Genomic DNA, 11,466 nt, shown 5'->3' with positions numbered 1-11,466 from the left:
AACGTGAAAAAGAGCCACGGTCCCGCCTTCCGCAAAGCGCTCAGGCCGCTTCGGGAATGCCTCGACTGCCGTGGTGTTGGTGTAGTCCGGGGTGTTTTCCACGAAATGGAGTGTGCCACCTGCAATGCATCGGGCTGGATTTGCGCAGAGACCGGCGCCGCGCTGCCGCTCACCGATCTGGTCCTGCAGCTGAATATGAAGTTGCAGGTGGCAGAGCAAATAATTCGATCACTCCAGCGGCCAGCAAGTGGCCCTGGTCAGCAATACGAACAGAACAACCGTCGCGGTGCCGGCGGTACCAACTACACTGGGGATTGAGAGGATGACCATGAATAGGAACGACCGAACCGTTGAAGACCTGTTGGAACACTGGGGCCGCTGGGTCGTGTTGGGCTCAGGCGTCTCCTGCTGCGCATCCCGCGAGAACGACCTACACCAGCCAATGATCACGGACGACGATGCTCTATTAATGGATAGCCTGGTTGGCCGCCTACGTAATCGATATGCCGAGTCAGGCAACGTGATCATCAAGTACTACACGTCCCGCGACACTTCATTAATGGTTGTCGGTAAGAAGCTTGGGTTCGGCGAAGAGAAGACCAGGCAGCTCTGGAAGGCCGGCGTTGCATGGGTTGATGGCGCGCTTGATTTTCGTCGCAAGGCTGCTTGACAGCCCCGGTCCTTACATATAGTTTTCACGTTACTTTGCGGTTTTTCCGCGAGCAAAGCCCGACCCTGGAGTTGGGCTTTTTGCTTTCTATGATTCCTTCTGCCTCGCCATTGAGCGGGGCTTTTTATTGCTCTCGATTTCCCCAAAAGACCTCCAAGCCTCTTGCTTCGGCAACGCGTAGATAGGAGGCACCTATTCCTTTGGCTGGCAGTCAGCCTTTTTTATTCATGGAGCACACCCTATGGCCGAACCGAGCACGGGCGCCCTCGCAGTAGCTGGCGTGCTTGGCAGCGTGAGCCTGGGTGCTGCCTTCCCTGAGATTGACTTGGCCGCATTGGTCGGGGCATTCGGTGGGGCTTTCTTCTATGTCGTATTCGCCAAGGACATCACGTCGTGGCGGCGCGTTGGCTACCTGTTCGCTGGCTGGATTGGCGGCTACTTCGGGTCTGCTGAGGTCATGGGCTGGGCCTGGACCAAGACAGCAGGTTTCAGTGCATTCCTTTGCGGCGCCTTCTGCGTCGTGTTACTGGCCAGTGTTATCGAATGGATGCAGACCGGCGCCATGCCGCGCTGGCTTCAATGGTTCCTCAGCCGGTTCGCCGGGAAGGAGGGTTGAATGGTTGCCATCCTACAAGCCGCGCTCTGTGCGCTGATCTTCATCATGATCGGCCTGCACTACCGCCCGCTCCCTGACTCACGCTACAAACCAGCGATCAGCCTCATGGCCTGGGCTGCATGCGCAATCACCGGCATGCAGTTCATGAGCCTGGTTGGTCGCATGGTGTTGCACGATGACTTTGCCGATGCGTCTTGGTTCAACACAGCGTTCTACTGTTTGGCTGCCATGCTGGTGTGGCGGGCCAAGGGCAATGTGGCGCGCATCCTGAGGCTTGATTGATGAAGAAGTCTTGGCGTGTGACTGCACCAGGCTATCTACCATTCCCCATGATCATGCCTGAAGACCATAGCCACTCTGATGCGCTGGCCTTTGCTCGGTCGATTTGGCCTGCCTGTTCTATTGAGTGAGGTGCGGCCATGGCCTGCAGTGGATGTTCCGCCCGTCGCGAATGGGCCAAGAAGTGGATGAGGGTTGGATATGAGCGAGCAGCAGAACTCTTTGGCAAACCTGCTGAGCCAGATACTGGGCGAGCAGGTGAAGCACACGGCGATCCTCGAACGCCTGGCAGAGCAGCAGATCCTGCTGATCGAGGCACTGGCTGATCCTGATGGCGAGGACCCTGATGCACTGCCCGCGACCTACATGGATGGGAGCCCGGTCAATGAGTAGGCTGACCACACTCAAGTCACGAATGACCCAGGTCGAGGGCCGCAAGCTCGGGACATTGACTCCCGCAGAGTGTGCGGGCGGCTGGGGTTCAGGTCGCGGCGGCCGTCCATGGCGGCGTAAGCGCGAGTCGATCCTGCTGCGCGACAAGTACACCTGTCAGAAGTGCGGCGTGGTTACGCTGGACCTTGAGGTCGACCACATCGTCAACATTGCCCAAGGCGGCAACGACGATGACGCCAACCTCCAGGCGCTTTGCGTGCCCTGCCACCACGCCAAGACGGCGGCCGAGGCAGCGCAGGGTGGCGGTTGGTGACTGACACGTCAGTGGCGTGCTAGAAAAGCTGGAAAATGCACCGGTTTGGTGTGGCACGTCACACGCCCACGGGGCGGGTCGAAACCATGGGGCCTTTTGTGTCGGACACCGCCCCCCACCGCACGTAGAGATTTTTTCCCCTCGCTCAGGAAAAGTTAAATGGCATTAACTGACAAAAAGCGCCGGTTTGCTGACGCTCTCTTGTCTGGAGTGAGTAAATCCCAAGCTGCTATTGATGCTGGCTATAGCGTGAAGACCGCGCCACAAGCGGGCTCCAAGCTGTTCAAGGACCAAGACGTGACCGGCTACCTCCAGCGGCGCAGTGCACCAAATGCCCCTCCGCAAAAAGTTAAGTCCGAGGTTAAGAAAGTTAAGTCTGAAGTTGAAAAAGTTAACCTCGACGATGCTTTGACTCTGGATGCGCCGACGTTCGATAGTCGGGCTCTGCTTGAGCGGATTGCGCGTGATAATGAGCAACTGAACCCAGAGCTGGCCGCCAAGATAGCCCTAGGCTTGATGCCGTACGATCACCCGAAAAAGGCCGATTTTGGCAAAAAGGACGCAAAAGAAGCCGACGCGCAAAAGGCAGCCAAAGGCCGATTTGGCCAGTCATCCCCACCACCCATCCAATTACGCTCGGTGAAATAGATGGATCGTGACGAAGACAAGAAAACGGCTGCACCTGGTGTACATAGCGATCCGATGGACTACCTGCTGGCAGAGATGAACGATGCAAGCGCATCTCGGGCAGATCGGCTAGCTGCGGCAGTGGCCTTGATGCCCTATTTCCACGAGTCGCTTAATGATTTCGAGGAGGAAGAAGCGAGCGATTGACAGGCACTACCGTTGCGCAGCGCCTCCGCCTCCATCTCATTTACGCTAGGTGACATAAGTGAACGAACCCACCTGGGACACCTCGTGCCCGGACTGGGAGTCGAGGGTCGTCAATCGACAATCGTTGGTGCCGTTCCCGCCGCTGTTTCCGGGCGAGGCTGCAGCTTGTATGCAGGTCCTGAACAATCTGAAAATTGTCGACGCTCCTGGCAGCCCTCTGATTGGCGATTCATCTGCGCCTTGGATTAACGACCTGGCCAGCGCCATCTTTGGGGCTTACAACGCCGGTACCGGTGAGCGATTGATCCAAGAGTTCTTCCTGCTCATCAGCAAGAAAAACGCTAAAAGCACAATCGCTGCGGCAATTATGCTCACCGTTCTAATCCGAAATTGGCGGCAGTCGGCAGAGTTCATCATCCTGGCGCCAACGATTGAGGTTGCGAACAACGCTTACGCGCCAGCCCGCGACATGGTCAAGCACGATGAAGAGCTTTCTGCGCTGCTGCATGTTCAGGATCACCTCCGTACGATCACTCACCGAGAGTCCGGCGCTACGCTGAAGGTTGTGGCGGCCGACCAGAACACGGTCGGCGGCAAGAAGGCAGCGGTCGTCCTTGTGGATGAGCTTCACCTGTTCGGCAAGAACCCGAACGCGGCGAACATGCTGCGGGAAGCCACCGGCGGTTTGGCCTCCAGGCCGGAAGGTTTCGTGATCTACCTGACCACTCAGTCCGACCAACCGCCAGCAGGGGTTTTCCGGGAGAAGCTGCAGTACGCCCGTGGAGTTCGGGACGGCACGATCATCGATCCAAACTTTCTGCCGGTGATCTACGAATTCCCGAAGCACATCCTGGATGCCAAGGAACATCGTAAACCTGAAAACTTCTACATCACCAACCCCAACATGGGGTATTCGGTCAGCGAGAAATTCCTGATCAGGGAGATGAAAAAGGCAGAGGAGGCTGGAGAGGCTGAGGTGCTGGGCTTCATGTCCAAGCACCTTAACGTCGAGATTGGTCTCGCGCTGCGGTCAGATCGATGGGCCGGCGCGGACTTTTGGGTTGCAGCGGCCGTGCCGGTGTTGACACTCGACATGCTTATCTCAATGTCCGAAGTGATTGATGTGGGTATTGATGGCGGTGGCCTGGACGACTTGTTGGGTTTCGCAGCAGTAGGCCGGGACAAGCGTACGCGTGACTGGCTGATCTGGACCCACGCCTGGGCTCACCCTTCAGTGCTTGAGCGCCGCAAGGCCGAAGCGCCTCGGTTCCACGACTTCGAGAAGGACGGCGATTTGACGTTGTCTATCCGCATTGGTGACGACGTGGCGGACGTCGCCGACCTTGTCGAGCAGATTGAGGCGTCCGGCTTACTCGACAAGGTCGGCTGCGACCCGGTGGGCATTGGCGCGATCTACGACGCGATGATTGAGAGGGAGATACCGGCGGAGAAGATAGTTGCGATCAGCCAGGGCTGGAAACTGGGCGGAGCCATCAAAACCGCTGAACGCAAGCTCGCCGAGGGTGGCTTGAAACACGGAGGCCAACCGCTGATGGCCTGGTGCGTGAGCAACGCAAAGGTCGAGCCTCGGGCCAACTCCATCCTGATCACCAAGCAGGCCAGCGGGTCGGCCAAGATCGATCCATTGATGGCTCTATTCAACGCAGTGACCTTGATTTCCTTGAACCCCGAAGGTCGGGGCAATGACGACTTCATGGCCGCCATTCGGAATCCGATCATCGTATGAACCCATTGTACGTATTCATTCTGACCGCCTTGTCCGGGTTCGCCCTGGCTGTTACTGGCGTATACGTCCTGTTCGGTTTGGGCTGGGCATTATTGGCGGGCGCAGGCTCGTTACTTCTCATCGCTGGTTTTGTACGCAAGGGGCTGACAGGTGACTAGATCCTTATCGGCCGTGATAGGTCGCGCTGCCAGCAAGCCCAGTGCGTCCATTGGCGAATGGTTTGGAAAGTCTATCAAGCTGGGCGATGGCGGGTTCTGGGGACAGTTTCTCGGCGGACAATCAAGTTCTGGCAAGACAGTGAACGTCGACAACGCCATGCAGTTATCGGCGGTATGGTCCTGTGTACGGATCATTTCGACATCGGTCGCAGGGCTTCCGCTTGGGGTCTATCTCCGCGAGGCAGACGGCGGCAGGAAGGATGCTCGCGACTTTGGCTTGTACGACGTCATCCATAACAGCCCCAACGAGGACATGACCGCGTTCCAGTTCTGGCAGGCAATGGTCGCGGCAATGCTGCTGCGCGGAAACGCCTTTGCAGAGATCCTGCGTATCGGATCTCGCATTGTGGCCTTGGATTTTCTGTTGCCATCGCGCGTTGATCTCGACCTCGATGACGACGGGCGCATCACATATTGGTACAGACCACGGAAGGGTGCTCGCCGACAGATCGAGCGCCAGAACATGCTGCATATTCCAGCCTTTAGCCTTGATGGCCGTGTGGGTCTTTCAGCTATCCGTTACGGCGCTGACGTCTTTGGCGCCGCGATGTCGGCGGACGACGCGGCGAATGGCACCTTCAAGAATGGGCTGTTGCCGGCAGTGGCCTTTAAGGTCGACCGGATACTTAAACCGGAACAGCGTGAAGAATTCCGCGACTACGTGAAACAGGTATCAGGCGCACTGAACGCAGGGCGCTCACCAGTGCTCGAACAGGGAATTACGCCCGAGTCCATTGGCATCAACCCGGTTGATGCTCAGTTGTTGGAGTCCAGGGCCTACAGCATTGAAGAGGTCTGCCGCTGGTTTGGCGTCCCACCCTGGATGGTTGGCAAGACGGACTCTGGCAGCAACTGGGGGACGGGGTTGGAGCAGCAGATGATTGCGTTCCTGACCTTCAGCATTAGTTCCATTACCAACCAGATTCAGCAATGCGTAAACAAGCGGCTGCTCACGCCGGTTGAGCGCCAGTCTTATTACGCTGAGTTCTCCCTGGAGGCTTTCCTCAAGGCGGACAGCGCCGGGCGATCAGCCTGGTACAGCCAGATGACCCAGAACGGAATCATGACCCGTGACGAGTGTCGAGTTAAAGAGAACCTTCCACGTCATGGCGGTAATGCCGCGGTGCTCACCGTACAAACCAACCTGGCTCCCATCGACCAGCTGGGCAAGTCAACCGATAGCCAGGCCGCGCAGGCCGCCCTACAAAACTGGCTTGGCCAGAACCAGGAGTAACCATGCAGCTGAACATCAAGGCCGGCAGCTTTCGCTGTGAGCTGAGCCCTCGCGCGCTCGATATGTGGAACCCGGAACTTCGTGCTGCACTGGAGGCCGGTACTGACACCATCACCATGTACGGCATCATCGGAGAGGACTGGTACGGAGAGGGTGTAACACTCAAGCGTGTCGACGCTGCCCTGCGGGCTATTGGCGACAAGCCAGTCACTGTCTACATCAACTCGCCCGGCGGCGATATGTTCGAAGGTATCGCGATCTACAACCGCCTACTCGAACATTCGCAGGAGATCACCATCAAAGTGCTCGGGTTGGCTGCCTCTGCCGCGTCCGTGATCGCAATGGCGGGCACTAAGCGGGAGGTGGCCAAGACGGCTTTCCTGATGATCCACAACTGCTGGACGTACTTCGCCGGTAACCGGCATGCGATTCGCGAACTGGCCGATACCATGGAGGAATTCGACCGAGCGATGATCAGCCTGTATTCCGACACAAGCGGGCAGGATGAAAAAGCCGTAGAGAAGATGCTCGACGCCGAGACCTACATGAATGGTGCGAACGCCTTGGAGAAGGGCTTTGCAACGGGGCTTATCTCTGCTGCCGAGGTTACGGAGGCGCCCGATAACGGGCAGTCGCAAGCGCACGCCGCCCGCAAGCTCGACGCGGCCCTGGCTAAATCCGGGATGCCACGCAGCGAACGCCGAAAGCTTTTATCCGAAATCAAAACTGGCACGCCTGGCGCTGCTGGTGACGGCACGCTCCGCGCTGTCGTTGTGGGTACGCCTTGCGCTGCCCTTGATGTATCCGCGTTTGAAGAAACCGCAACCCAGGCTTCAGCACTGAAAGGGCTGCTTCCCATTCGCTGAAAACTGTTCTCGCAATTGATTACGAACCGCCCGAGTGGCGGTTTTTTCATTTCTGAAAGGAACACAAAAATGCCCGCAGATCTTTCTCAAATCGAAGCTTCCCAGAAGCAAACTCAGGCCGACCTCAAAGCTGTCGGCGATCAGATCAAGACTTACGCCGAGCGTACCGAGAAAGAAATCAAGCTCTCGGGTGAAATGCAAACCGAGACCCGCGCCAAGGTCGACGAACTGCTTTCCAAGCAAGGCGAACTGCAAGCACGAATGCAGGATGCCGAGCAGAAGCTGGTCAATGCAGGCAAACAGCATGAGCCTGAGCAACAGCTTTCTGCCGGTCAGTTGGTTGCGGCCAAGCTGGCAGAAGAGGGTATGACCAGCTCGTTTCGTGGCTCGCGTCGTGTGGAAGTTCCGCGCGCGGCCATCACCTCGGCTCCGGCCTCTGGTGGAGCGTTGGTTGCACCTGATCGCGTCGGTGTGATTCTGGCACCTCAGCGCCGGCTTACCATTCGCGACCTGCTCGCACCAGGGACTACTGGCAGCAACGCTGTCGAATACGTTCGTGAAACCGGCTTCACCAACAATGCGGCGATCGTGGGTGAGGGCTTGGCCAAGCCTTACAGTGAACTGACCTTCGCGCTGGAAAACGCGAACGTTCGCACCATCGCTCACTTGTTCAAAGGTAGCCGCCAAATTCTGGACGACGCCGCGGCGCTGCAAAGCTACATCGATGCCCGAGCTCGTTACGGTCTGCTGTTGGCCGAAGAAGCGCAGTTGCTCTACGGCAACGGCACTGGCAATAACCTGCACGGCATCATCCCCCAGGCTCAGGCCTATGCAGCGCCGATCGGCATCACCGTGGAAGCCGCGCAGCGTATCGACCGTATTCGTCTGGCGCTGCTGCAGGCCACCCTGGCGGAGTTCCCATCTACAGGCATCGTGCTCAACCCGATTGACTGGGCTGCTATTGAGCTGCTCAAGGACGGCGAAGGCCGCTACATCATCGGCAAGCCTCAGGAAGGCACGTCGCCACGCTTGTGGAACCTGCCTGTAGTGGAGACCCAGGCCATTGTTCAGGACCAGTTCCTGGTTGGCTCTTTCAATCTGGCAGCGCAGATTTTTGACCGCATGGGCATCGAAGTTCTGGTCTCTACCGAGAACGACAAGGACTTCGAAAACAACATGGTGACCATCCGTGCTGAAGAGCGTTTGGCCTTCGCGGTTTATCGCCCAGAAGCGTTCGTCACTGGCGATTTGACCGCGGCTTAATTCGCACCGCGAAACAACAGCCAGCCGTCCACGGGGCGGCTTTGCTGTACGCAGGAGAGAGGAAATGGCTCGCACTTCAAAGAGTGATGTTCCAGCAAGTACCCAAGATCAGCAGGGCGTTACAGCTTCGGTAACCCCTCAAGCCAAAGAGCCTCAGCCGGAAACGGGAGGGGCGAGACGGGGGGTAACGATTTACCCGTTGCGCAGCTACCTGGATGGTAAAGAGATCAAGCGCGCAGGAGGTGAAGGATATGAGTCGCCAAAGCATGAAGCTGCGCAGCTCATAGCCAAAGGTTTGGCAACTGACGAAAAACCGGGAGCTTGAAATGACTGCTATCACCGTCGATGTTGCCATGCAGCACTTACGGGCTGAGCAGGAAGATTCGGATTATGTAGTGTTGTTGCTCGAGGCTGCCGAGGACAGCGCTGCACAATTTCTTAACAGACATTTTTATGCTGACCAGCAGGCGCTGGATCAAGCGGTATTGGATGGCGTTGCTGGTACTGATCCGATTCTGATAAATCCGTCTGTCCGTGCTGCTTGCTTGCTGATCTTGGGCAGCCTTTTTGAGAGCAGGGAAGACGTCATTGTGGGCGCGACCTCTTCTCAACTGCCGATGGGTTCTCGCTCACTGCTCACGCCGTATCGTATTGGCTGGGGGGTGTGATGCGCTCAGGAAAACTGCGGCATCGTTTGGACTTCGAAGCACCAGGTCTGCAGCAGGATCCGGCCACAGGTGAAATGCTTGAGGGTTGGACATTAGTCTGGAGCAAGGTTCCGGCTTCCATTGAGGCACTCAGCGCTCGCGATCTCATCGCAGCTAAGGCAGGCCAGTCAGAGGTCAGCGCCCGGATCGTTATCCGGTACCGGACTGGCATCCTGCCGACGATGCGCATCCTTCACCGCGACGTGATCTACAACATCCAAGGCCTACCACTCCCTGACAAGGTATCAGGGCTGGAGTACCTGACCTTGCTTGTCGCTGCAGGGGTGAATGATGGCTGACAGCATTGAATTCAGAGTTGAAGGTCTCAATGGCGTTATCGAAAAGCTGAAAACCCTCGCGCCTCGCTTGCAAAAAACAGGTCTGCGCCGTGCTTCCCGCAAAGCAATGAACATCGTCCGCGATGCTGCTCGAGCGAATGCCAAGGCGATCGATGATCCGCAAACCAAGGAGAAGGTCTGGAAAAACATCGTGACCCAGGAGTCTCCGCGCGGCGGCAAGCGCGAAGGCGGGATCATGATGCGTGTTGGCGTTCGTGGCGGTGCCAGCAGAAACCAGTACAGCCAGGACGCTTCCGGTAATCCCGGCGGTGACACCCGGCACTGGAGGTACATTGAGCTCGGTACAGAGCACATGCAGGCTCATCCGTTTTTGCGGCCCGCGCTGCAAAGCAATGTCGCAGCGGTGACCGAAAAGCTTGCTGCCGAACTTCGTAGCGAAATTGATCGATTAGTCTGAGGTGGCCGATGTTTGCACCGATATTTGCGGTCTGCGCTGCCGATGCGGGCGTGACCGCGTTGCTGGGCACCAGCCCGACAAGACTTTATCCATTTGGCGAGGCACCCCAAGACACCGTAAACCCTTACGCAGTGTGGCAAATGATCACTGGCAGCCCGGAAAACTACCTGGCTGGTCGCCCGGACGTGGACGGTTTCACGCTGCAAGTGGATGCCTATGCTCCGACAGGTTCTCAGGTGCGAGCAATTGCAGCGGCCATCCGGGACGCCATCGAGTTGCAGGCTTACATCATCCGCTGGGGTGGTGAGTCGAGAGATCCTCAAACCAAAACCTACCGCTACAGCTTCGATGTTGACTGGTTAGTCCCGCGTTAACCCACCCGCAAATTCTGCCCGCCCTATGCGGGTTTTTTTTCGTCTGTAGGAGACACCTATGTCCATTCTTGCCCAGGGCACGCAGATCTATGCTCTCGTACCCACCATAGCTGACCCAGCAAAGCTGGAAGTCATCGAAATCGAGTGCGCAACGGCATTCAGTCCAGGCGGTAATCCTGCTGACCAGATCGAGACCACTTGCCTGAGCGCAATGGTTCGCAGCTATATGCGTGGCTTGCGCACGCCTGGTCAGGCCTCGCTGACGCTCAATGCTGACCCGCGTAATGAATCCCATGTGCGCTTGTATCAGCTGTCTGAAGACGACACGATTGAAAGTGTGCACTGGGTTGTTGGCTGGTCTGATGGGAAAGATATTCCCCCAACCCTCAGCACTGAAGGCGATGACTTCGTGCTGCCCAAAACGCGCACCTGGTTCGTTTTCGATGGCTATGTCAGCGACTTTCCGTTCGACTTTGCAGCCAACACTGTCGTGACCACCGCAGCCACCATCCAGCGCTCGGGCGGCTCAGCCTGGATTCGTAAGGTCGCCGTGTGATGGACCTGAGTATTGAAAACCTCACCAAGTCCAAAGCGTTCACATCGAAGCCGGTACCCAAGGAAATCGTTTGGGAACATGACGGCGTGAAGCACAAGTTTAAAACGTATATCCGCCCGCTGGGTTATCACACGGCCGTGGGTGATATCAGCTCTGTTCGCAATGACAATTTCTTAGCCGCAAGGATCGCCTCCAGCATCTGTGATGGCGACGGAAAGCCTGTGTTTGCCGTGGCAGACCTCACCGGCGAAAACGACCCCGAGCGCGGGCCTATCGCCGACTCGCTGACTCACGCTCTGCTGATCACCATTGGTGAAGTGCAGAACCTGGGAAAGACGCCGACCTCGAAAAAATAGACGAAATATGGTGCGAGCTGGTGATGAACGGAATCGGCGGCCGCACCATCGCCGAAGCGCAAGAAAACATTACGTACCCTGAATTTATGATCTGGTGCAAGTTTCGCGGCAAGCGCGGATCGTTGAATCAGGGGATGCGTATCGAGGTGGCGATAGCGCGTTTCATGACGTTGTACGGCAACGTCAAAACCGGCAAAAAAACATTCGCCATTGAGGACTTCGCGCCTCATATGGACCTACCAGAACTGACACTCGAACGCGCTATGGAAACATGGCAGTAAGGA

At 57.2% G+C, this 11,466-nt stretch carries 21 protein-coding genes; all 21 read left to right on the top strand.

The window, feature by feature from the left end; all coding sequences use genetic code 11:
• The first annotated feature begins 3 nt into the window (after nt 1–3).
• The gene (locus RHM55_RS07265; protein ID WP_322180638.1) at nt 4–318 is read left to right on the top strand and encodes a hypothetical protein; all 315 of its coding nucleotides are present in this window, start codon (nt 4–6) and stop codon (nt 316–318) included.
• Nucleotides 319–328: 10 nt separating this feature from the next.
• Nucleotides 329–670, top strand: coding sequence for an antiterminator Q family protein (locus RHM55_RS07260; RefSeq protein WP_322180636.1), 342 nt, complete (start codon nt 329–331; stop codon nt 668–670).
• Between the two features lie 241 nt (nt 671–911).
• Nucleotides 912–1,286 carry a putative holin gene (locus RHM55_RS07255; protein WP_322180634.1) on the top strand — a complete coding sequence of 125 codons (375 nt, stop codon included), beginning with the start codon at nt 912–914 and terminating at the stop codon, nt 1,284–1,286.
• Nucleotides 1,287–1,568, top strand: coding sequence for a phage holin family protein (locus tag RHM55_RS07250; RefSeq protein ID WP_322180632.1), 282 nt, complete (start codon nt 1,287–1,289; stop codon nt 1,566–1,568).
• 198 nt (nt 1,569–1,766) lie between these two features.
• Nucleotides 1,767–1,958, top strand: a complete 192-nt coding sequence (locus RHM55_RS07245; protein ID WP_322180630.1) for a hypothetical protein — start codon at nt 1,767–1,769, stop codon at nt 1,956–1,958.
• Nucleotides 1,951–2,271 (top strand): HNH endonuclease, encoded by a 321-nt coding sequence (locus RHM55_RS07240; protein WP_322180627.1) that lies wholly within the window; start codon nt 1,951–1,953, stop codon nt 2,269–2,271. The genes RHM55_RS07245 and RHM55_RS07240 overlap by 8 nt, the downstream gene beginning before the upstream one ends.
• Nucleotides 2,272–2,430: 159 nt before the next feature.
• Nucleotides 2,431–2,919: a terminase small subunit gene (locus RHM55_RS07235; RefSeq protein ID WP_322180625.1), complete on the top strand. Its 489-nt coding sequence runs from the start codon at nt 2,431–2,433 to the stop codon at nt 2,917–2,919.
• On the top strand, nt 2,920–3,105 hold the full coding sequence (locus tag RHM55_RS07230) for a hypothetical protein (RefSeq protein WP_322180623.1): 186 nt from the start codon (nt 2,920–2,922) through the stop codon (nt 3,103–3,105).
• A gap of 58 nt (nt 3,106–3,163) precedes the next feature.
• On the top strand, nt 3,164–4,852 hold the full coding sequence (locus RHM55_RS07225) for a terminase large subunit (protein ID WP_322180621.1): 1,689 nt from the start codon (nt 3,164–3,166) through the stop codon (nt 4,850–4,852).
• The gene (locus RHM55_RS07220) at nt 4,849–5,010 is read left to right on the top strand and encodes a hypothetical protein (RefSeq protein ID WP_322180619.1); all 162 of its coding nucleotides are present in this window, start codon (nt 4,849–4,851) and stop codon (nt 5,008–5,010) included. The genes RHM55_RS07225 and RHM55_RS07220 overlap by 4 nt, the downstream gene beginning before the upstream one ends.
• Nucleotides 5,003–6,304 (top strand): phage portal protein, encoded by a 1,302-nt coding sequence (locus tag RHM55_RS07215; protein ID WP_322180617.1) that lies wholly within the window; start codon nt 5,003–5,005, stop codon nt 6,302–6,304. Before RHM55_RS07220 ends, RHM55_RS07215 begins: the two co-directional genes overlap by 8 nt.
• A gap of 2 nt (nt 6,305–6,306) precedes the next feature.
• Nucleotides 6,307–7,170 carry a head maturation protease, ClpP-related gene (locus RHM55_RS07210; RefSeq protein WP_322180615.1) on the top strand — a complete coding sequence of 288 codons (864 nt, stop codon included), beginning with the start codon at nt 6,307–6,309 and terminating at the stop codon, nt 7,168–7,170.
• Between the two features lie 69 nt (nt 7,171–7,239).
• The gene (locus RHM55_RS07205) at nt 7,240–8,433 is read left to right on the top strand and encodes a phage major capsid protein (RefSeq protein WP_322180612.1); all 1,194 of its coding nucleotides are present in this window, start codon (nt 7,240–7,242) and stop codon (nt 8,431–8,433) included.
• A 64-nt stretch (nt 8,434–8,497) separates the two neighbouring features.
• Nucleotides 8,498–8,758 (top strand): hypothetical protein, encoded by a 261-nt coding sequence (locus RHM55_RS07200; protein WP_322180610.1) that lies wholly within the window; start codon nt 8,498–8,500, stop codon nt 8,756–8,758.
• 1 nt (nt 8,759) lies between these two features.
• Nucleotides 8,760–9,101, top strand: coding sequence for a head-tail connector protein (locus RHM55_RS07195; protein WP_322180607.1), 342 nt, complete (start codon nt 8,760–8,762; stop codon nt 9,099–9,101).
• Nucleotides 9,101–9,439 (top strand): phage head closure protein, encoded by a 339-nt coding sequence (locus tag RHM55_RS07190; protein WP_322180602.1) that lies wholly within the window; start codon nt 9,101–9,103, stop codon nt 9,437–9,439. Before RHM55_RS07195 ends, RHM55_RS07190 begins: the two co-directional genes overlap by 1 nt.
• Entirely contained in the window at nt 9,432–9,896 is a 465-nt protein-coding gene (locus tag RHM55_RS07185) for an HK97-gp10 family putative phage morphogenesis protein (protein ID WP_322180600.1), read from the top strand. The genes RHM55_RS07190 and RHM55_RS07185 overlap by 8 nt, the downstream gene beginning before the upstream one ends.
• 8 nt (nt 9,897–9,904) lie before the next feature.
• Nucleotides 9,905–10,270, top strand: a complete 366-nt coding sequence (gene gp17, locus RHM55_RS07180) for a tail completion protein gp17 (RefSeq protein ID WP_322180598.1) — start codon at nt 9,905–9,907, stop codon at nt 10,268–10,270.
• Nucleotides 10,271–10,328: 58 nt separating this feature from the next.
• Nucleotides 10,329–10,826 (top strand): phage tail tube protein, encoded by a 498-nt coding sequence (locus RHM55_RS07175; protein WP_322180596.1) that lies wholly within the window; start codon nt 10,329–10,331, stop codon nt 10,824–10,826.
• Nucleotides 10,826–11,182: a phage tail assembly chaperone family protein, TAC gene (locus RHM55_RS07170; protein ID WP_322180594.1), complete on the top strand. Its 357-nt coding sequence runs from the start codon at nt 10,826–10,828 to the stop codon at nt 11,180–11,182. Before RHM55_RS07175 ends, RHM55_RS07170 begins: the two co-directional genes overlap by 1 nt.
• 23 nt (nt 11,183–11,205) lie before the next feature.
• Nucleotides 11,206–11,463 (top strand): hypothetical protein, encoded by a 258-nt coding sequence (locus RHM55_RS07165; protein ID WP_322182778.1) that lies wholly within the window; start codon nt 11,206–11,208, stop codon nt 11,461–11,463.
• Nucleotides 11,464–11,466 lie beyond the last annotated feature (3 nt).

Source organism: Pseudomonas sp. MH9.2 (genome assembly GCF_034353875.1).
Lineage (GTDB): Bacteria > Pseudomonadota > Gammaproteobacteria > Pseudomonadales > Pseudomonadaceae > Aquipseudomonas.
The sequence above is the reverse complement of the archived record's forward strand: the minus strand, read 5'-3'. Positions and strand labels throughout refer to the sequence as shown.

Coding starts and splice junctions, on each gene's coding strand:
- RHM55_RS07260 (WP_322180636.1), top strand. CDS start 329: ATGAATAGGAACGACCGAACCGTTGAAGACCTGTTGGAACACTGGGGC.
- RHM55_RS07255 (WP_322180634.1), top strand. CDS start 912: ATGGCCGAACCGAGCACGGGCGCCCTCGCAGTAGCTGGCGTGCTTGGC.
- RHM55_RS07250 (WP_322180632.1), top strand. CDS start 1,287: ATGGTTGCCATCCTACAAGCCGCGCTCTGTGCGCTGATCTTCATCATG.
- RHM55_RS07245 (WP_322180630.1), top strand. CDS start 1,767: ATGAGCGAGCAGCAGAACTCTTTGGCAAACCTGCTGAGCCAGATACTG.
- RHM55_RS07240 (WP_322180627.1), top strand. CDS start 1,951: ATGAGTAGGCTGACCACACTCAAGTCACGAATGACCCAGGTCGAGGGC.
- RHM55_RS07235 (WP_322180625.1), top strand. CDS start 2,431: ATGGCATTAACTGACAAAAAGCGCCGGTTTGCTGACGCTCTCTTGTCT.
- RHM55_RS07230 (WP_322180623.1), top strand. CDS start 2,920: ATGGATCGTGACGAAGACAAGAAAACGGCTGCACCTGGTGTACATAGC.
- RHM55_RS07220 (WP_322180619.1), top strand. CDS start 4,849: ATGAACCCATTGTACGTATTCATTCTGACCGCCTTGTCCGGGTTCGCC.
- RHM55_RS07210 (WP_322180615.1), top strand. CDS start 6,307: ATGCAGCTGAACATCAAGGCCGGCAGCTTTCGCTGTGAGCTGAGCCCT.
- RHM55_RS07205 (WP_322180612.1), top strand. CDS start 7,240: ATGCCCGCAGATCTTTCTCAAATCGAAGCTTCCCAGAAGCAAACTCAG.
- RHM55_RS07200 (WP_322180610.1), top strand. CDS start 8,498: ATGGCTCGCACTTCAAAGAGTGATGTTCCAGCAAGTACCCAAGATCAG.
- RHM55_RS07195 (WP_322180607.1), top strand. CDS start 8,760: ATGACTGCTATCACCGTCGATGTTGCCATGCAGCACTTACGGGCTGAG.
- RHM55_RS07190 (WP_322180602.1), top strand. CDS start 9,101: ATGCGCTCAGGAAAACTGCGGCATCGTTTGGACTTCGAAGCACCAGGT.
- RHM55_RS07185 (WP_322180600.1), top strand. CDS start 9,432: ATGGCTGACAGCATTGAATTCAGAGTTGAAGGTCTCAATGGCGTTATC.
- gp17 (WP_322180598.1), top strand. CDS start 9,905: ATGTTTGCACCGATATTTGCGGTCTGCGCTGCCGATGCGGGCGTGACC.
- RHM55_RS07175 (WP_322180596.1), top strand. CDS start 10,329: ATGTCCATTCTTGCCCAGGGCACGCAGATCTATGCTCTCGTACCCACC.
- RHM55_RS07170 (WP_322180594.1), top strand. CDS start 10,826: ATGGACCTGAGTATTGAAAACCTCACCAAGTCCAAAGCGTTCACATCG.
- RHM55_RS07165 (WP_322182778.1), top strand. CDS start 11,206: ATGAACGGAATCGGCGGCCGCACCATCGCCGAAGCGCAAGAAAACATT.